The sequence below is a fragment of the Coleofasciculus sp. G2-EDA-02 genome (genome assembly GCF_040226375.1).
GTDB lineage: Bacteria > Cyanobacteriota > Cyanobacteriia > Cyanobacteriales > Coleofasciculaceae > Coleofasciculus.
The window spans coordinates 32412-52411 of record NZ_JAVKEW010000007.1; the positions used below are offsets into that span (position 1 = coordinate 32412).

The 20000-nt window shown below is 44.5% G+C and carries 12 protein-coding genes and 2 pseudogenes; 10 read left to right on the forward strand and 4 right to left on the reverse strand.

From position 1 onward, the window contains the following. Positions 1 to 217: 217 nt before the first annotated feature. On the reverse strand, positions 218 to 4087 hold the full coding sequence (locus tag RLO19_RS00565) for a PAS domain-containing protein (RefSeq protein ID WP_446352884.1): 3870 nt from the start codon (positions 4085 to 4087) through the stop codon (positions 218 to 220). A 238-nt stretch (positions 4088 to 4325) separates the two neighbouring features. Here RLO19_RS00565 and RLO19_RS00570 point away from each other — a divergent pair. The 4 genes and pseudogenes from RLO19_RS00570 to RLO19_RS00585 all read left to right on the forward strand — a co-directional run. After that, positions 4326 to 4598 (forward strand): annotated as a pseudogene (locus tag RLO19_RS00570) (Na+ dependent nucleoside transporter N-terminal domain-containing protein); the annotation flags it as partial. Positions 4599 to 4727: 129 nt separating this feature from the next. Next, positions 4728 to 5075 carry a translation initiation factor gene (locus RLO19_RS00575; protein ID WP_446352886.1) on the forward strand — a complete coding sequence of 116 codons (348 nt, stop codon included), beginning with the start codon at positions 4728 to 4730 and terminating at the stop codon, positions 5073 to 5075. A gap of 136 nt (positions 5076 to 5211) precedes the next feature. Further along, a complete protein-coding gene (locus tag RLO19_RS00580; protein WP_446352888.1) occupies positions 5212 to 5778 on the forward strand; it encodes a Uma2 family endonuclease in 567 nt (188 codons plus the stop codon). 241 nt (positions 5779 to 6019) lie between these two features. Continuing rightward, a complete protein-coding gene (locus RLO19_RS00585; RefSeq protein ID WP_446352890.1) occupies positions 6020 to 6919 on the forward strand; it encodes a hypothetical protein in 900 nt (299 codons plus the stop codon). 123 nt (positions 6920 to 7042) lie between these two features. On the opposite strand, the gene RLO19_RS00590 is transcribed toward RLO19_RS00585, so the two are convergent. The 3 genes from RLO19_RS00590 to RLO19_RS00600 all read right to left on the reverse strand — a co-directional run bounded on the left by RLO19_RS00590 (position 7043) and on the right by RLO19_RS00600 (position 12539). Then, positions 7043 to 8755 carry a helicase HerA domain-containing protein gene (locus tag RLO19_RS00590; protein WP_446352892.1) on the reverse strand — a complete coding sequence of 571 codons (1713 nt, stop codon included), beginning with the start codon at positions 8753 to 8755 and terminating at the stop codon, positions 7043 to 7045. A 221-nt stretch (positions 8756 to 8976) separates the two neighbouring features. After that, positions 8977 to 10260 carry a hypothetical protein gene (locus RLO19_RS00595; RefSeq protein ID WP_446352894.1) on the reverse strand — a complete coding sequence of 428 codons (1284 nt, stop codon included), beginning with the start codon at positions 10258 to 10260 and terminating at the stop codon, positions 8977 to 8979. A 215-nt stretch (positions 10261 to 10475) separates the two neighbouring features. Continuing rightward, positions 10476 to 12539, reverse strand: coding sequence for a serine hydrolase domain-containing protein (locus RLO19_RS00600; protein WP_446352896.1), 2064 nt, complete (start codon positions 12537 to 12539; stop codon positions 10476 to 10478). A gap of 812 nt (positions 12540 to 13351) precedes the next feature. Between RLO19_RS00600 and RLO19_RS00605 the strand changes: the two genes are divergently transcribed. The 6 genes and pseudogenes from RLO19_RS00605 (at position 13352) to RLO19_RS00630 (ending at position 19679) form a co-directional block, all read left to right on the forward strand. Next, complete coding sequence (locus RLO19_RS00605) at positions 13352 to 13528, forward strand: hypothetical protein (protein ID WP_446352898.1); 177 nt, start codon at positions 13352 to 13354, stop codon at positions 13526 to 13528. A gap of 859 nt (positions 13529 to 14387) precedes the next feature. After that, positions 14388 to 15992 carry a group II intron reverse transcriptase/maturase gene (ltrA, locus tag RLO19_RS00610; RefSeq protein ID WP_446352900.1) on the forward strand — a complete coding sequence of 535 codons (1605 nt, stop codon included), beginning with the start codon at positions 14388 to 14390 and terminating at the stop codon, positions 15990 to 15992. Between the two features lie 534 nt (positions 15993 to 16526). Next, positions 16527 to 17012, forward strand: coding sequence for a reverse transcriptase N-terminal domain-containing protein (locus tag RLO19_RS00615; RefSeq protein WP_446352902.1), 486 nt, complete (start codon positions 16527 to 16529; stop codon positions 17010 to 17012). Further along, positions 17005 to 17508 carry a group II intron maturase-specific domain-containing protein gene (locus tag RLO19_RS00620; protein ID WP_446352904.1) on the forward strand — a complete coding sequence of 168 codons (504 nt, stop codon included), beginning with the start codon at positions 17005 to 17007 and terminating at the stop codon, positions 17506 to 17508. Before RLO19_RS00615 ends, RLO19_RS00620 begins: the two co-directional genes overlap by 8 nt. 584 nt (positions 17509 to 18092) lie before the next feature. Next, positions 18093 to 19403, forward strand: a pseudogene (locus RLO19_RS00625) (NF041680 family putative transposase). Between the two features lie 120 nt (positions 19404 to 19523). Further along, positions 19524 to 19679 (forward strand): HNH endonuclease, encoded by a 156-nt coding sequence (locus RLO19_RS00630; RefSeq protein WP_446352906.1) that lies wholly within the window; start codon positions 19524 to 19526, stop codon positions 19677 to 19679. Positions 19680 to 20000 lie beyond the last annotated feature (321 nt).

Sequence of the window (20000 nt, forward strand, 5' to 3'; positions counted from 1 at the left end):
ATCCCCCATGGAACAAAAAGCGAAGCATCCTTTGGTTTCCCCCGTGCAAAAAAAGCGAAGCATCCTATGGCTTCCCCCTTCTTAAGGGGGACGGGAGGGGGATCTCAAGGGGGACGGAAGGGGGATCTAAAGGGGGACTTTGATCCATCCAAATCTCGCCCCGTCTCCGGAGTTCTCCCGTCAGCCTAAACTATTTAAATGCGCGACAGCATTATCACTAACTGGGTAATTCGATCGCGAACTCGGTACCTTGACCTGGAATCGAATCACATCGTAACTCACCCCCATGGCGTTCCACGACGATCTGATAACTGATGGATAACCCTAAACCTGTTCCCTTGCCTACAGGTTTTGTGGTAAAGAATGGATCAAATATGTGTTGGGAAACCTCGCCAGGGATTTCCTCTCCATTGTTCCCGATGTAAATCACCACCTTTGAACCTGCCTGACTATCACTATCCTCAGACCCATGATTCCGGGGAATTATAGCCGTGCGAACCCAAATTTTAGGTTCAAAGTTTAGGTCGAATTCCAGTTTCTCCTCTAGGGCATCAATGGCATTACTGAGGATATTCATAAACACCTGATTAAGCTGACCCGGATAACATTTAACCTGGGGAAGTTGATGATAATCTTTAATCAGATGAATCTGAGGGCGGGAGGATTTTTGTTTGAGTCGGTGCTGTAATAACAGTAGGGTATTATCAATCCCTTCATGAATATCAACCCGCTTATACTCCGCTTCATCCAGACGCGAAAAATTGCGTAAGGATTTCACTATCTTAGTGATTCGCTTCGCCCCCTCTTGCATGGATGCCAGCAGTTTGGGAAAATCGTAGCTGATAAAATCGATATCGATACTATCGAGTTGTTTCCCGATCGCGCCCACTGATTCCGGGTACTGCTGTCGATAGAGATCGACTACGTGGAGGAGGGTTTGAGCATATTCCGTTGCTGGCTCGATATTCCCATAGATAAAACTGGTAGGATTATTAATTTCGTGGGCAATTCCCGCCACCATTTGTCCCAAGGAGGACATTTTTTCGGCTTGAATCAATTGGGTTTGGGTGCGTTTTAATTCGTTGAGGGTGAGTTGTAGCTCCCGTGCTTTTTCCCGTTCTCCTTCTTCCGCTTGTTTGCGCTCAGTGATATCCGTAATTGAACCAACAGCGCGAACTGGGTTTCCTAACTCGTCCCAATGGGCTTGTCCCCGCGCTAATAACCATTTATAACTGCCATCTTTACAGCGCATCTGATACTCTAGGGAATAATCAGCAGTTTCCCGGTTGAGATGCCGTTGAAAGGTTTCCTTGACTAAAGGAACATGCTCAGGATGAATATAACTCATCCACTTGTCAAAATTATCGATTTCCTCATAGTCATACCCCACTATTTCCAGACAACGGGGTGATAAAAAATGCTCCTGGGTAATCAAGTTATGATCCCAAATCCCATCATTATTACCTGAGAGCGCTAATTGCCAGCGTTCCTCACTCTTTCTCAGTTCAGTTTCGGCGCGTTTGCGATCTGTGATATCCTGTCCAATGCCAATACTGGTTCCATCACTGAGGCGAATATTTGCCCAAGAGGTTTCTATAGTTTGACCATTTTTAATCCGGATGCTGAAATCTTGCCATTTTCCCGAAGCATTTAACATAAAATCCCAGACGCTTTGGCGATCCTTGGGATTGGGATAACATTCGGTTAACAAATCAATCTGATCAAGTTCGGCTTTAGACCAGCCTAACACCCGTTCCACCTCTCGGTTAACTAATTGAATTTGACTTGTGGCATCATAAAAACAAATCATCACCGGAATATGGTCAAAAATAGTTTGTAGAAGTTCTTTCTGATACCGGAGTTGGGCTTCAGCTTGTCTGCGTTCGGTGATATCCCGGGTTGAACCCACCATTCGCACCGGATATCCCGCGTCATCCCATAAAGCTTGAGCGCGAGACTGTAGCCACTTATAGGTTCCATCCTGACAGCGCAGACGATATTCGATGGCGTAGTGGGGTATTTTTTGCTCCAGGTAATCTTGGAGACTATGATTAACGAAGTCAAGATCATCGGGATGCAAACGACTTTGCCATTCAGGAAAATCGAGTTCAAATTGATCGTCATCGTATTCTAAGATTTTGCGGTAGCGATCAGAAATCAAGGCTTGACCGGTGGAGATATTCCAATCCCAAATTCCATCTTGATTCCCCTGAAGGGCTAATTGCCAACGTTCCTCGCTTTCCCTGAGTGCGGCTTCGGCTTGTTTGCGATCGCTAATATCGGTGGCTGTCCCTAAAATTTGCTCCGGCTTCCCCTCCTGATTCCACGTAAAGACTGTCTCACGACTAGAAAGCCAACGCCATTCCCCTGTTTTGTGTTTAATCCGATATTCTAAATCAAACACCTGATCCAGTTGGGCGGTTTCTAGTTGCTGAAAATGGTGGAGAATTCCCGGTAAATCATCGGGGTGAATCAGCGTAACCAGAATATCATCTTCCATCTGAATCACTTCTTCCGGTGTATAGCCAAGCAGGTTCTGAATTTTGCGATTAAAATAAAGAATTTGCTTACTGATGCGGTCATAAATATACAAGATACTGGGATTTGCCTGAGTAATCGCACGCAGCAACCGCTGGTTTCCGCGCAGGGCTTCTTCCATTTGCTTGCGATCGCTAATATCCCGCGCCACCCAGACGACGGAGTTTTCTGCGATCGGGGAAATACTCGCACTAAACCAAACCTCTCGCCCCTGTAGCTCAACAGAGTAATCTAGGGTAAGGGTTTGCTTGGTTTTGATCGCCTGCTGAATCGTTTCTACCCAAACCGGATTGGTTTGGCTGGGATCTTTCAACAATCCCTGGATCTGATCTATAAAATCCGTCATTTCACCTAGACAACTCGAAGCCGTTGGGATGACTTCGACATCTTGAATTTGATTATCGTAAGTATTAATAACTAAAACGACATCCGTCATCGCCTCAAACACAGCCCGGATTTTTGTCTCAGACGTGGATAATTTCTTTTGTAGTAATTCACGCTTACTAATTTCCTGTTGCAGTTGCTGATTTAACTGGCGTAATTGGTAGGTTTGCTGATCTAACAAATGCTCCAATGTTTCCACAGTTTGATAGATATCCATTGGGTTAATCGCGTTTAGCACCTGCGTCTGAGTAATCAAACCCACTAATTCTCCCGCTTCACCTGACACCACCAACCTTCGCACTCGATGCTGCTGCATACGTTGATGCGCCGTCCAAATAGAATCAGTCGGTTGAATCGGTAATAGGGGGGTACTCATCACGGCGGCGACGGGAGTGTGGGCGAGATCTAATCCCAAATTGCTAAACTGGACAATATCTCGTTCGGTGACAATACCTATTGGACGGAGCAAGTTTTTCCGAATGTAGGGGCTCTTTTCACTATTATCGTTTGTTTCCCGCCCTGATTTGACTAAACCCGCCCCCACCGATGTTTTGAGTGTAGAGACTTTACGTGATACGTCTGAATTTTGGGTTGAAAAAGGGAATTCAGCCTCCTCGACAATCACCACACAACTGACTCGCTGTGAAGTCATCAATCGTGCTAATTCCAGGATAGAAGCTGTCCCGATGGCGTGAATCACAGGGGTAGACATCACCTCAGAGACTTTTTTGTAGTTGAGTAAATCAACGGGTTGGAGAACATCCCGAATCGTTTGCGGTGTGATTAAACCAACTAAGTTTCCCCTTTCTCCCACCACCGGAAGATGGCGAATTCTATACTGACGTAGCCGATTAATCACGGTAACAATATCTTGAGCTTCAGTTTCTGTGATCGTAATCACTGAAGTGGTCATTATAGACGCCACAGACATGGTACGCAAGTCTTCACCAGAAGCAATCAGTCGCACCGTATCTCGTTCAGTAAAAATACCCACAACTGGACTATTCGGTTGATGATTCCCTAATACGAGTAGACAACTGCTGTGAGTCTGACTCATCCGCGCCAAAGCCTCGTTCACCGAGATATCGGGTGTCGCGGTTAGAGGGTAGCGATCGATGGCTAAACGGTTGCTATGATTCAGTTTAAAGGCAGTAGCAATGCTCATGGAGAAGCGCTCCTGAAGCCAAAGGTTTTTCTATCTTCCTATTTAATTCACGATTTGTAGACTTGTTTCAGGGTTTTATCCCATTTTTTCTCTTAATACTTCATACTGCGTGCAGGGGTGACTTTTTTTCTGCGATCGCCAATAAATGACTTACGATTAAACCTATCAAGTCCAATGAGTAAACCTTAAGTATAGACGACTTTTGGGGATCTCTGTATGTTTGGGTCATAGAAATACCATGGAACGCTTAATTTCTGCCTTGGGGCTGCTGGTATTCATCGGCTTAGGCTACGTTTTATCAATCAATCGGCGGGCGATTCGCTGGCAACCTGTATTATGGGGAATTGCCTTGCAGTTAATTCTGGCAGTGTTAATTCTCAGGACAGCACCAGGGGTGGTTGTCTTTGAGTTTTTAGGGCAGTTAGTGACTCAGTTCCTGGATTTCTCTGATGCTGGGGCAAAGTTTGTCTTGGGGGAAAATTTAGAGGAACGTTTTATTGCGTTCAAAGTCCCCTCGCCACCAATAATTGAATAAGCCACTGTAGGGGCGGGTTTAGGGACTAAATTCGGATATTCACCGATAAATGAACAACAAAACCCGCCCTCCACACCGATAATTGAACAAAACGATTTAACAGCTATGTCTAAACGTCAATCCTCTAACTCCTCCCAAAAGCGTGTAGCTTACCAAGAATTTGGTAGTAATCCGGTGGCTACGGAACGCGGAGTCCAAGAACTTCCACCCAATCAGCAAAACTTGCGTATTCAAGCCTCTCGTAAGGGGCGTAAGGGGAAAACCGTTACGGTGATTAGTGGTTTTCAATGTAAACCGGACACCTTAACCCAACTTTTAAAACAGCTTAAAACTAAATGTGGTAGTGGTGGTACGGTTAAAGATGATACCTTGGAAATTCAAGGGGATCATGCTCAAAAATTGCTGGAAATTTTGACCCAGTTGGGGTATAAAGCAAAAATTAGTGGCGGTTAGCGTCTTTTGTAAAAATGTTGTAGTCAGTGTATCTAATTAGTTGGGGGCGCAAGGCTTGCGTCCCAAAATGTAGGGGCGCAAGCCTTGCGCCCCTACATTTGCTATACTATGGAAAACATTTTATAAAAAAATTACGATGATTGCTGCTCCTGAACATCCCTATCTTACACCTGATCAGTATCTCACAATGGAGGAACAGAGTCCCATCAAACACGAATATATTGATGGGCAAATCTATGCTATGGCTGGAGCCAGTGACCCTCATGTTACGATTGCCCTTAACCTTGCCACGTTACTCCGTAGTCATGTCCGAGGTTCGGGGTGCCGAGTCTATATTTCTGACATGAAAGCCCGCATAGAATCATTAAATCGATTCTATTATCCTGATGTTATGGTCACTTGTGACTCACGGGATCAAGAAACCTCGACTTATAAACGATTTCCAACTCTGATTGTCGAAGTTTTATCGGATTCTACTGAAGCGTTTGACCGAGGGGATAAATTTGCCGACTATCAGGAACTGGCAAGTCTCCGTGAATATGTATTAATTAATACTAAACAGCAACGAGTTGATTGCTTCCGCCGCAACGATAAAGGGCAGTGGGTGTTACAGTTTTATACTCCTATACAGAAAGAATTTATACTTGAAAGTATTGATTTTACCGGAACGTTGATAGCGCTTTATGAAGATGTAGATTTTTAATAAAAATTAGAGTAAGCCTTATCAGCCCTGACACCCGCCAAGAACTCAAGTTCTTGGCTAAAAGCTCAAGTCCATTTTAATGGACTAAAACTAGAGATGCAGTCGTCTAAAGACGACTTTCGCTTTTAGCCTTGGGTTTTAACCCAAGGCGGTTGATGAGACTGGTGCAAGATGTGAGTTTTAAAAGGTATAAGCTTTGGTTCAGGGTTTAAGTCTGTGCCATTCATATTAAGATACTCTCATGAATGACGAAAACTTTTGCAAAAACAACATCAACATGATGTTAAGTCGTTCGCAAACTAAAGTTATTTTTCCTGTAATTACTCTCGCCTTGGTTAAGGAATACCTATCTAATAAAAAAACTATTTTTTTAAACTCTGAGATTAAAGCAGCTTATCAAAAAACTGTTAACTATATGATTGATTATTTGCAACATGATTTACATATAGGGGGTAAATACTATGATGCCTATCCGTCGAGGAATCTACCCAAATACGGAGTGTTAAGAGCGATTAATAGCGGTGAATATGAATTTACGTCACCCTATGTAAATAATGCTCAATTGCTGGAGCAATGGATTCCTGAAAGAATTGAGCAACATATTAACGGTAAATTAGGTGAAATTCCTCTCTTAAGCAATCGGGGAATTCGCTCTGAACTATCATTGCACAATAATCAATTTCTTAATTTCATAGAAGAGAATATTCGTCAAAATTCAACCAATTTTGAGATATTCAGCTTTGCTGTTATCAAGGTGCATCTTGAAAAATTTTCCTGTAAACTCTATCGAGATACCCGCACATCGGCAAATGATAGCGGAGTTGATATATCGACTAACTTTGGGGTGGTTTATCAAATTAAAAAACTAAAGGTTTATAGCAAAGCTGTAGCGGATGATATTTATGCAGAACTTAAGGGTAATTTTGACCGGGAACGCTTGAGCGATGGCAATGTGATTTTGATTATTGATGATATCTCGAAAGATATTAAAAGTTACTTAATTAGTATGAAGGTTCAATCAATTACTATTAAGGAAATCTTAAAGTTAGCGTCTCAATTTGAAGACATGGAAGACCGGGAAAAAATATTAAGGATAATTTACGAAGAATTCCACCGCGAATATTCTAGCAATCTTCCTTAAATGGGTTACTGAAATAAATCGATTGAATGGGTTGGGAGGTACAGATTTTGTTTAGGTAGGTGGCAAAATAACTCATGAGTGTTTCCAAGCTTATGGCGAAGACAGGGCAATGACGAACCTAGATTAAAAGCCTAAATCTGCTTTAGCTGCATCGGCTGCAGCAAATACCTCCTCATCGGACATTTCATCCCAAGAAGGTTCGCCAATTTCTGCGTAGAATGCTTGATCATAAGGACGAGTTCTCACAACAACTGGCATGGGTACTGCATGTCCTAAAATTAATGCCTGTTGTTTAGAATCTAACTTAGCTAAAACCGATCGCAAACTTTGACCTCCTGAAACTCCGGTAAAGATAGCCTCAATATCCTTATCATCATTCAGTAAACAGGTAATTCGGGTGCCAACCTGAGACATGACTTCATTATCAATCCCCGATGGACGCTGATCGACAATTAGTAATGTAACGAAATATTTCCGCATCTCCCGGGCGATAATGCCAAAAATCGTTTGACGCACTGTCGCTGAATCCAGGAAACGGTGCGCCTCTTCAATCGTAATCACCAATGGGCGCGGGCGATCGCATGGATTTTTGCTTTGCAGAAACTTCTCCGCCTTACGCACATATTTACCATGAATGCGGCGTGTCATCACATTCGTTGCCAACATATAGGAGAGCATATTCGATTGAGAGCCAAATTCCACCACCACATGCTTCCCCGCATCCAAGGATTGTAGAATCTGGTCAATATAATTGTTAGGACAAGCACTTCGCATGTACTTTAACTCCTCCAGACGCAGTAACTTGCGCTGTAATGCCATAATTGAAGACTTATGTCCCCGCTTCTCATCGCAAAATATCTGGATATCCTCATTCGTCATATTCAGGAGTTGAGTAATCCAGGTTTTGCCAAACTCATTGCGGAGAATAATCGCATTTTCTAGACTCGCCTCAGACAGGTTTAACTCCCCTCGCACCAGCATAATATCTTCGACTTCTATTTGATCGAAACTGAGATACATTTCCTGGGCGTCTCGAATCCCTCGGCGTTGGGTGGATTCCGGGTCAAGGGTGTAAACTTGGACTTGATTGGGAAAGAGTTGGCGCAATCCTTTGACTGTACTAAATTGTTTTCCCTCCGATACGGCTTCCCATCCATATTCCGAGTGCATATCGAAGATTAAATTAACCGCCGCTTGCTTACGAATAATCCCGGATAATAATAAGCGAGTCAGAAAGGATTTCCCGGTTCCCGATTTGCCAAATATACCATTACTGCGTTCCACAAACCGATCTAGGTCTAAGCATATTGGCACTTCCATGTCAAGGGGTTGACCGACAGAAAAATTACGCCGATGGGGGTCATCTTCCCAGCCAAACACCTTGCGGAAATCTCGTTCACTGGCGTCATAGACTTGGGAGAAGTGACTGGGAATTGTTTTAACGGGAAGCAATTCCATGTCCTCACTGCTTTGAGGTTGAAATGACGCTAAAGGGCTTTTGCCATTCAGATTAAGGTTAGGTGTCTCCCGTTTTCCCGCGTTTGGCGTAAACATCAGCATCGGGGTTAGATTCACCGTACCAAAGGTGCCACTTCCGGCGAGAACCTCACGCAAAAATTCATCATCGGGATGGGGGGGATTCGCCCAAATCCGCTGACTGGAGGTTCCTAGCGCCACATCCGTCAGCATACAGAAAAAGCGCGATCGCACCCCGTTAACAACCAGAAATTTGCCCACGCGCATATCTTCCACGGAGACATCCGCATGTAATCGCACTTCCAATCCGGCGGAGAGAGAACCTTCAATGACTGAACCTAAGGGTTTATCTACATCCATTACTGCTAGGGTTTGAACGAAGCCAAGCCTATCTTATCGTTCTCTTCTGGGTTATTGGGCGTTTTCCTGGGATTTAATGGGTAAATTAGCAATATTTTGAAGAAAACCGGATTGCTCACGATTTCTTTTGTCAGTATTATCTTCTTTTTAGTCCTTGTCTCGTCACACAAACGATGCACCCTATAGCGGTTGGATCAATGGCGTAGCTGTAAACCTGTTCCTTACCGGAGATTGCGGAGATCATAGTAAATTAGCGCTTTAATAATCTGCCAAAAGGGCATGACTAAAAGACCAATACAGGCAAAGGCAATAAAGAGTAACGGCACTAACATTCCTAATGCAGTAAGTAATGCCTCTGGCGATGGATTAATCAGTACAGTGGGAATCGTTATCAATATAGGAATTAAGACGATTAAGCCTAGCGGAATTGTGATTAGACTCGCAACGGCAATTATCCCCATAATATTGGGAATAAATCCCTTGCTTAACTCCCAACTGCGGTTAATGGCAGTTTTGGGCTTCATATTTCCTTCTACGGCTAACGGTAACTCAGTCAGAAAGAAGTGGGCATATACCCAGAGGTAAATGCCGAGAGTGACCAAGTTAATGATACTTTCTAGACTGGGTGCTATTCCTCCGATGATTCCTGAGGCGATCGACAAACCAAAATTCACTCCCAAAGCAATCAAACCAATTAAAATTTGCGCTATCCAGAAATCCCACATTTTCCGATCTAGCTGATTACGAATACTATCGATCGTTTCCGGTTGCTCAGAAAATTCACTGACAGCATGACGTGAAATAATACCCTGAATTTGATAAAATTTTGCCCATCCATAAATCGGTACTATTCCCCATAAAAATGCCTGAAATGCCAGACCAAAATATAGTTTGAACCGATCGCGATACAACCGCAGACTCGCACTAACCACATTACCCACACTCAAGGGTTTCATGGGTTGGCGAGGTCTGGAATGGCTGGATTGAGTGCTATGGTGTGGAGTATGGGCGCTTGTTTGTCGATTGTGTGATGATGTATACCCTCCAACAGCGTGACTAGGAACTTTGGCAAAATTGGAACCCGGTGGTGGTTCTAAGCCAGGAGATTGGAAACTGGAAGATGTATCATTTTCCGCAGCAACGTCTGCGGGAGTTTGGTACAGATTTAAATCGGGATCTGAGTCTTGAACATCTGCGGATTGAGAGGATGAGGATTCTATCTCAAAGCTTTGATTCCAAGCTGGGGATTCTTGTCCTTGCTGACGCCCATAAACTTGCACCGTTTTAATCGTCTCAACGCCTAGCTTGGTTAAACCCTGACGAATAAAAGAAACTGTCGCTTTTTGATTGGGAATTTGCGCTGATTCCACCAATACTTGCAAACAATCGTCCTCACGATTAACCTTGGCGATAATGTGCTTAGCTCGCAGTGAGCGGTTGATCATTGCCGCAATTGCTTTAGGATTACCTTGCTTAGCAAGCTTTAACGTGTTTGGCTCAGCCATAACCCTGTCTCCAGTTTGAGTAAATTCAGATTATATCGAAGCGGTTAGCAGATACGAAATCACCTTCACTAGTTACTCTAGATTGAACGGTAGCTTTTACGGAAAATACCCCTTTTTGTGATATTTATTTACATTTCCTAATAAAACGTCAAAACAATAGACTTGCAGGGGTCAGGCTAAAGATGTTAATGGGACAGAAAGTCAGGAATTCCAGATTAGAACTGAAATCCTAGTAAATTCCAGTATGCCAAAACCCCGATGAAAACTAAGGCGGCTAATGTGATCACAGAATAATGCGATCGCGCCCCAAAAGACCAATAGTGTTTTTTCCAAGCTAACACGGTAAAAGCCAGTAATCCCAAGGTAGCTAAAGCAGTTAAGACAGGAATACCCAAGAGTGCGATCGCGACAGGGGGAACTCCATAAGCTAACTTCCAGACGCCGATCAGCCAGAGTGACAGGGGTAAGCCAATCAGGAAGACTAAATTTAAAGTCGCGATCGCTCCCGCTAATCGCCACGCTGAGTTATACTGCTGTTTATCTTGACTAGGCTTGCCCCGCCACCATTGAATTAAGGGTTGTATGATTCCCCTAATTATGGCGGATAGGAACACCACAACACAAAACCCGACAAGTCCAAAATGCACCCAAATCCCTTCATACCAGGATATCCGCTCATAAGTGCCAATCTTGGGAAACAGGGGATTGTAGGCAAATGTAATCTGTCCCTCCTCATTTTCCTCAAACGCCGTAAATGTCGGCGTATCCACTCGTTTAAATAACAGTGGCTCTACAGGTTCAAGCTGAACGGGTTTGATTTTATTCAAAAAGAAGAGACTAGGAGCCTGAATTTCCAATCGGTTGTCATCAGTTTTTTTAATATTGATATGTTTGAATGTTCCTGCCAGTTTTGTAAACGTATGGCGTGGATATTCCATATCTCTATAAGTCCCCGTAAACCGATCAATTTCTACCTGGGAAGCATCAAGGGATTGAATCGGTGTAGACTCTTGGTCAACCGGAAAATAACGATCAAAAAACTGAGTGAGTAATTTACTATGAATTCCGCTAAAACTATTAGAGGCAATAAAAATACCAATATTTTGGTCAGGGATTAACGTCAGTGAACTCGAATACCCCCGTAAGCTGCCTAAATGCCCGATCGCGCGGATATTATTAACCAAGCGTTCCCGAAACCCGTAGCTAGTTCCGGGTAATTTTGGGTGAGGTTTAAAATGGGTTTGGTGCATGAGTTTCGCCGTATCCTCCTCTAAGATACGCTGGTTTTGATAACGACCATGTTGCAAGTGAGCAATCATAAAATGTGCCATATCCGTGGCGGTGGCACTCAGGGAGGCGGCGGGTGCAATATTAAGGTAGAGGAAGGGAACAGCTTTGTAGTTGCCTTTTTGATACTGATAGCCAACCGCCAAATCATCCGCTAAATCCGGTGGCGGGGGTTGAGCAAAGCTGCTGCGCTGCATATCTAGAGGTTGTAGAATATTGTTGTTAATATATTCCAAAAATGGGCGACCTGATATCTGTTCCACCAAATAACCCAATAAAGCTGTAGCATGGCTGGAATAGCTGTACAATTCTCCCGGTTGCCAGACAATCGGCGGCATATGATCAGCCAGGTAATCCCCTAAGGGCGTCATCTCTTGTTCAGTGCGGGCGGCGAGTCCAACCAGACGCTTCGTGCTACCATCGGTATGCATCATTAGCTGGGCAAAGGTCACAGGTTCAGAGTATGGGTTGTCGAGTTGAAAGCGTTCCAGGTATTGGCTAACATCATCATTTAAATGAATCTGTCCCTGCTCGTATAATTGCATTGTGGCGGTAGCAGTGAAGAGTTTAGACAAAGAAGCAACCCGAAACAGCGTGCGATCGGCAACAACGGGAATTTTTTTCTCAATGTTGGCATAACCATAGCCTTTGGCGAATAAAAGAGTTCCATCTTTAACCACAGAAATTACCGCACCAGGAACGTGAGACTTGGGCATCTCCTGTTCAAAGAAATTGTTCACAAATGTGGTAACTTCCTGTTGGCTAATAATTCCGGGCGTACCGGGTTCTGGGGAAACCGGGGGTTCTTTTTCAATCGCTTCCTGCGGTGGGCGATCTAAAGTGGGAATCTGGAAGGGTTCATTTTGCGCCACAGAGGGAAAGCCTGACAGGGACAGAAACAGGATGAATCCGAGTAGTCCACTAATAATTCCCTTAAACCATTGCTTTAGGGGTAATTTATACTGGCTTTTGTCAACCTGCGGTTGGGTCATTCTTCAAAACGATGGAGTCAGCAACAGAAATTGGGTCGGGATATTGCAGGATGAGTATCCCCACCTTGGCAGTTTACCAAGGTGGTGAATGGCTGGAATCTGCATAGAGGATGATGATTTCCCGTGGCGCTTACCCTCATCACTCACTCTCGTACTCTCGTTCCTAGGCAGAGCCTAGGAATGCTCCTTGGGAGGCTCTGCCTCCCAGGAGTAGCGGCTCCCGCCGCTGTAGATACAGCAGTTTGCTCTGCTATGCGGTGTGCGATTCGTTCAGTCGAAATCTGAAAAAGAGGGATGACTGGCTTCAGTAGAGTAACCCAATAGGGTAGAGTTCGCACTTTAGTCCTCTACTGATGACAACTTACTATCCATGTAGGTGAAGAAACCTAGCCGAACATTAGCAAAAGACAGCTAGGGGAAGAAGGAAAGGATGGAGGTCTCACCGACATCACAACCCAATCCAGAAAACACTAAATCCTACCGTCCCGGTGCGGGATTGAAAGCACACAAACTACCAAATATTGGTAGCCCCTACAAAGGTGACTGACTATCAAATTTGTAAAGCGGGGGTGAAAGCAGGAATAGGTGGAAATAGCTGAAAGCACCTACTGCAAGCAGGAGCCTATGGGTAGAAATAGCAAAGCGTCGTATGAACCATCTTAACGCAGAGCCAGGGGATATAAGCTTGTAGATTAAATCTACTTCCTGGGTCGGAAATAGCCGACAAGGGTAAGGACTATCAAATTTCCTGCATTGAGATAGCGCACCTCCTTGAACCCCGGTGGATAGACGCGCCCTAAGGGACTCAACCAATGGATAGTAGGAACGAAACAACTGTCCAAAGCTCCTCGTTGAGGTCGAATGGCGAGGTAGGCAGTCAAGCCACAGGCAATGGACAGGAAGGATGGTTCAAGAAGCAAAAGCCCAGCCCGAAACGACGGGTAATGCCTAAAAAGGGATGGCGTAACTGCCGGGATAAGCAGACGTGAACCGCAATGTGTTCTAGCTAGAGTCAGGAGTAGTGATGAATAAGCCTAAATCAGATTCACAAAAGAATACTGAGGGATGGAAGGCTATGTGCGATTCGTTCTGGAGAAACCTAGAAATAGGGCGATTCCAGGCTTTAGTAGAGTAACCCAATAGGGTAGAGTTCGCACTTTAATCCTCTACTAATTGACAACTTACTATCCATGTAGGCAAGGAAACCTAGCCGAGCAATAGCTAAGACAGCTAGGGGAGAAAGGGAAAAGTGAAGGGTCACACCGACATCATAACCCAATCCAGAAAACACTAAATCCTATCGCCCTGGTGTGGGGTTGAAAGCACACAGACTACCAGACATCTGGTAGCCCCTACAGAAGAGACTGACTATCAAATCTGTAAAGCGGGGGTGAAAGCAGTAATAGGTGGTAATAGCTGAAAGCACCTACTGCAAGCAAGAGTTCATTGGGTAGAACAAACGAAGTGTCATCCGAACCACCGTAACCACTCCGCCAAGGGAAATAAGCTTGTAGGTTCACACCTACCTCTTGGGTCGGAAACATCCGACAAGGGTAAAGACTATCAGGATTATGCTACCGAGATAGCACACCTCTTAAAACCCCGGTGGAGAGACACGCCCTAAAGACTCAATCAATGGATAGTAGGAACGAAGTAACCCATCCATTGCTCCTTATCGAGGTCGATTGATAAGGTAGGTAGTCAAGCCAGATGCAATGGACGGGGGGGATGGTTCAAGAAGCAAAAACCCAACCCGAAACAACGGGTAATGCCTGAAAAGGGATGGCGTAATTGCCGGGATACGCAGACGTGAACCGCAATGTGTGAAAGCTAGAGTCATGAGTAGTGATGAACAAGCCTAATTCTGATTCTCTGAATACAGAGGGATGGAAGTCTATCAATTGGCGAACAGCCGAACGATACGTCTTCAAGTTACAAAAGCGAATCTATGCTGCTTCACGTCGCGGCGATGTCAAGCGAGTTCGTAAACTCCAAAAGACGTTGATGAGGTCTTGGTATAACAGGGTCTTATCGGTACGACGGGTTACACAAGATAATACTGGCAAGAAAACGGCAGGAGTGGATGGTGTAAAATCTCTGTCCCCAACAGCACGATTTGAGCTAGCAAAGCGTCTCAAATTAACCAGAAAATCCCGCCCTACACGTAGGGTATGGATACCAAAACCTGGAACAGATGAGAAGCGACCATTAGGAATACCCACAATGTACGACCGAGCCTTGCAAGCAGTTATCAAAGCTGCATTAGAGCCTGAATGGGAAGCGGCTTTTGAACCCAATTCCTACGGTTTTAGACCAGGACGGGCATGCCACGATGCAATCAGACAGATTAAAAACTGTCTACACTCAAAGGCAAAATTCGTGCTAGATGCCGATATAGCCAAGTGCTTTGATTGCATTAGCCATGAATCCCTGCTCCAAAACTTAAAAATCAAAGGAAAGGTCAGGCAACAAATAAAGTCCTGGCTAAAATCCGGTGTGATAGACCAAGGAGCATTTACTGCTACATCTGAGGGTACACCGCAGGGTGGGGTCATCTCCCCATTACTAGCAAACATCGCCCTCCACGGATTGGAAGAACGGATTAAAAAGGAATTTCCCGAAATGAGTCATACCATGAGGGAAACTTGGTTTCACAAAAAAGGAACCAAGTTTAAAACACCCAATTTAATTCGGTACGCCGACGATTTCGTTGTCCTACACGAGGATAAGTCTGTTGTCCAAAGATGCCGAGAAATAATCTCGGAATGGTTAAGTGGTATTGGTTTGGAATTAAAACCCGAAAAGACGAGGCTAACTCACACACTCTACCCAGAATTAAGTGAGGATGGTAAAGCCGGATTTGACTTTCTAGGTCATCACATCCGACAATACCCTGCTGGTAAATACCGAAGTAACATAAACGCTCAAGGTAGGATATTGGGATTTAACACACTCATCACCCCATCAAAGAAGGCGAGTAAGGCACATCAGGAACAGGTCGAAAGAATCATCAAAAAACATAGGTCTTCACCCCAAGCGGCTCTGATCAAAGACCTTAACCCTGTAATAAGGGGATGGACTTCTTATTTCGCAAACTCTGACGCTCAAACAGTTGGAGAATTATCCAAACAAGACCACCTAACATACCTGAAACTTCGTAGATGGGCAAAACGCCGATGTGGAAATATCAGTGATGGTCATGCCAAATACTGGACAACCATAAACGGCAATAAATGGGTATTCGCAACCAGGACAGGGGAAGCGAACCCCCTGCGGTTACTTTTACATAAGGAATTTAGCAGCAGTAGCACCACCTTTGTGAAAGTTAAAGGCGATAAAAGTCCATTCGACGGAAACCTGGTTGTGCGAATCGAAGCCGCACGAGAGAGTGGGAGCCTCAAAGACTCCCCTGGCAAGCGCTCAAATGCCAGTGTCCATTTCCTTGGGGCATAAGAAGCAATTCTTGTGTCTCATAGCTAAGGAAAGAAGCCGAACCTAAGTAGGAAGTCACGTCCCAAAGGGAGGCAAGGGCAAAACTAATTAGGTGTAGCAACAGCGAACCTGCTATGACGCTTCGTTAAGCCGAGCTTCTGAAAGTGACTGAAACAGGAGTGTAGGGACAATAGATAATCCAAAGAGCTGGGTGGATTGTGTGAGCGCCTAGTCCCCGGAGTAAAGCAGGACACCGAATTAGTTATATCTCCATCTGGTGTGGAACGAGATAACCCCGATAAGGTCTACTGCCTAATTTCCAACGCAGTAGTAAAGAAACCGTAAGGTGACTCTAATTCCTTAGCGGGTGAGGGATGTCTTCAGAAGCGAATGCCGTCAGGACGAAAGTCCAGAGGAAAAAGGCACAAGCCTATAACTCGACGGATAGGGCAGGTAGAAACCTGAGATACCCAACCCGAAAGGGTGCAGACGGAAGACAGGTGAATCTCTTGAAGTTCAATGAGACGGGGCTGAACCTGTCAGGAAAAGTTAGATATGACTCTTCGAGCCGTAAACGTAACTGACAAGAACGACACTCAATGGCACGCCATCAACTGGCGGAAAGCCAACCGTGTAGTTAAGAACCTGAGACAGCGAATCTTCAAGGCTACTCGTGAAGGACGCTGGAAGACAGTCCGAAATCTTCAGCGATTGTTGATGAAATCGCTGTCGAACATATACCTGGCTGTAAGGAGGTGTACACAACAGAACCAGGGCAAGAAAACTCCAGGCGTTGACGGATTGGTAGTTCTCAACCCAAAAGGAAGAGGAATTCTGGTGGATGCCCTCAAGAAATTCATCCCCTGGAAGCCACTACCAACTAAACGGGTGTACATTCCAAAGCCTAATGGCAAGAAGCGTCCTCTAGGAATCCCTACGCTAATAGATCGATGTCTTCAGGCAATCGTGTTAAACGCGCTAGAACCATGCTGGGAAGCACAATTTCTTGGGATGGAACTTCAGACATTACAAAGTGTCTGACAGAAAATCAGGGTACAAACTGCTAATCAAGCCTAGTGCCAAATCCATCAAAAACATCCGCGATAAACTCAGACAAATCTGGCTCTCTAACCGGGGCAAGGAAATCGGAGCAGTCATTACAGAACTGACTTCCGTCGTCAGAGGATGGGCAAATTACCACCGAAAGATGGTAGCCTGCGAGGTCTTCCACGAACTCGATAAGTGGATGTTCGACCGTGCTAAGAAATACGCCAAACAGAGACACCCAAACAAAAGTGACAAATGGAGAAACCAACGCTATTTCGGACGATTCAATCTCGACAGGGAAGATAATTGGATATTTGGCGACCACCAAACTGGGGCGCACGTCCCAAAATTCTCTTGGTTCCATATCGAACGTCACACCCTGATACCTGGTGATTATTCTCCAGATAATCCTGACCCAGACGTACAAGAATGGTTCAGGAAAAACAGGGCAAAACAAGCCAAGGACTATAATAACTGGAGTTTAGACTAAATCTCAAACAACATCAGCCATAGGTGGTAAGTACAGTGACAGGGATACAACAATCAAAGACTGCTGGTTAGTTTTAAAAAACTACAAATTGTCGAATTAAATTTAGTTTTTAAAAACTATAAAACAGGAAGTGCTAATGCGATGAATTTATCGAACGTTATCCCTAGGACTGCCAGACCGCTAGCGCTCGATTTCGTGTGTCTGCCACTCGCCAGTTAATTGAGTCCCAAAATTGAGAGGTGATATTAAGCGAGGGCAGCCATCCGCTTCGCCACGAAATCGCTGGCAGTCCTTTGAAAATGATTGGTGTATTTGTAAAAAAGGAACTTTAGGTTAAGCCTTCCATCAAGTAGCTCAATGAGTAGAGCATCCAATCGTTGTAGTGGAGTATTAACACAGCCCGTGCGATCAGGCGCGGTCTGGACTCTGTTATGTATTTTCAGTATTTTCACTGTCCCTATGGTTTTGTGTGCCTACCGACTTGGCGTGAAAAAACTTAACTTCTCTTGAGTGAGCTTTTGTATACTTAATGACTAAATGGGGAGACAATGAGAATGAACTAAAATCACTCATCTCTCCCCTCTATGAATTATAAACAACTTCAGGAATTTCGTGCCTCAGTATATGAACTACTCAACTTTGCCAAGGATGCAACATTTGAGTTAATGGATGCGGTACTCACCACTCGCAATTCCTATAGCCTAGCTGATTTTTCGTTAAGCCCGTTTTTTCGGCGTCAATGGCCAAGTGTCTACGAAGCTGTAGAAGATTGTAGACCATCACGTAACAAATTGATGCGCTTATATATCAAGCAGATACCCACAGAAAAACGCCCAGTTTTAGGAGTCGATCATACGCCTTGGGCAAGATTTCATTCACCCACACTGCAATACCGCACTTACCAACATCAACCGAGTGCGATTGTCTCTAACAAGCCTATTAGCATTGGACAAGGATATAGTACCATAGCTTGGATACCTGAAGCACAAGGAAGTTGGGCATTACCCTTAAGACATGAGCGTATTACCAGTTGGAAAAATCCAATTAGTAAAGCTATCTGGCTTGCTCCAACAAGTTTGTCGGTATTTACCCTTACGCCCTATTATATTATTAGATAGTGAGTATGGGAATGCCTCTTTTCTGAATCAGACAGGGGATATAGAAGCCGACTTTTTGCTCAGGATTCGCTCTAATCGTTGCTTATATGCAGCGCCTCCTGAGTATACAGGTAAGGGAAGACCAAGAAAACATGGTGAAAAATTTAAGCTGAATGACCCCTCGACTTGGTGGGAAGCAGCTGAATCTATTGAGGTTGAGGATGCTAAGTTGGAGAGGCTTCGAGTGCGAATCTGGAAAGACCTACATTTTTCAGGTAGTGCTTCGACTCCAATGCAACTGCTTTTAGTAGAACGGCTCGAAGTCGAATCGGAAAAGCCCAAGTCCAAACCTTTATGGTTAGTCTGGAGCGGTCAGTCCATACTTTCCCTGAGTGAAATTTGGCGAAAATATTTGCGCCGCTTCGCGGTTGATCATTGGTATCGTTTTATTAAGCAGCGACTACATTGGACTGTGCCTCAGTTTAGCACTCCTCAACAATGTGAACGCTGGAGTGATTTGATGCCGATTATGACTTGGGAGTTATGGTTGGCTAGAGATTTAGTGTCACAGTATCATCTACTTTGGCAAAAGCCCCCAAAAGAATTTGACTCGCTTGTTGGGTCGCTCAGTCGATTACATTACTTTTGCCGGAGATTGGCACACCGACTGTTGCTGCCAAACCCCGTGGAAAGTCTCCTGGTTGGACTGAGGGAAACAAACGTACTAAAAGAACTCGTTATCCCGTAGTCAAAAAAGGTAAAATCCGACACAAAAAAACCTCCAAAAAAGCATCTTAAACTCTAATTTTTTAGGAATTTTACTTCCAGCTCAGCTTCCGGTTATAGCTGGGTTAGTTTTTCGTAGTCTAAACTCCAGTTAATAAGTCGTGGCAAAAAATAGCCAAGAGACAAAACCATGTGTGTCCGTGGTGTGGTGACTCGTTATTCAATGGCGAGAACATACATAAACACCACTCGACCCCCAAAGCAATCGGAGGAAAGGACACATACTCCAATTATCAACTTGTTCATCTAATGTGTCACCAGCAAATCCATCATGAGAAGACACAGTGATTTGCTTGAGCCGTGTGCAGGGAAACTTGCAAGCACGGTTCTTAGGGGGGAAGGGGACAGCAATGTCCCTGCCCTACCCGACTATTGGAGTTCCAGACTAGGGAAAAATCCCGAAATGCCTAGTCGTAAGGCTAAGTTGCTCAAGCAACAAAAGGGTAAATGTCCTTGGTGCGAATTACACCTGAAGGGGTGACAAGCAGCTCAAAAGCTTGGCTTACATTGCATTTCACCCCTCTTCCCCTTAAAAAGATGTCAGCTTATTGACAGGTTGATTGATAATGAAAAGTGGAATGAGAATGATAATCACTTGGGTGACGCTCC

What these genes read in the sequence shown, in the direction of transcription:
- RLO19_RS00580 (WP_446352888.1), top strand. Translation starts at nt 5,212, where the DNA reads ATGATTGCTGCTCCTGAACATCCCTATCTTACACCTGATCAGTATCTC.
- ltrA (WP_446352900.1), top strand. Translation starts at nt 14,388, where the DNA reads ATGAACAAGCCTAATTCTGATTCTCTGAATACAGAGGGATGGAAGTCT.
- RLO19_RS00615 (WP_446352902.1), top strand. Translation starts at nt 16,527, where the DNA reads ATGACTCTTCGAGCCGTAAACGTAACTGACAAGAACGACACTCAATGG.
- RLO19_RS00595 (WP_446352894.1), bottom strand. Translation starts at nt 10,260, where the DNA reads ATGGCTGAGCCAAACACGTTAAAGCTTGCTAAGCAAGGTAATCCTAAA.
- RLO19_RS00575 (WP_446352886.1), top strand. Translation starts at nt 4,728, where the DNA reads ATGTCTAAACGTCAATCCTCTAACTCCTCCCAAAAGCGTGTAGCTTAC.
- RLO19_RS00605 (WP_446352898.1), top strand. Translation starts at nt 13,352, where the DNA reads ATGGATAGTAGGAACGAAACAACTGTCCAAAGCTCCTCGTTGAGGTCG.
- RLO19_RS00565 (WP_446352884.1), bottom strand. Translation starts at nt 4,087, where the DNA reads ATGAGCATTGCTACTGCCTTTAAACTGAATCATAGCAACCGTTTAGCC.
- RLO19_RS00590 (WP_446352892.1), bottom strand. Translation starts at nt 8,755, where the DNA reads ATGGATGTAGATAAACCCTTAGGTTCAGTCATTGAAGGTTCTCTCTCC.
- RLO19_RS00600 (WP_446352896.1), bottom strand. Translation starts at nt 12,539, where the DNA reads ATGACCCAACCGCAGGTTGACAAAAGCCAGTATAAATTACCCCTAAAG.
- RLO19_RS00585 (WP_446352890.1), top strand. Translation starts at nt 6,020, where the DNA reads ATGAATGACGAAAACTTTTGCAAAAACAACATCAACATGATGTTAAGT.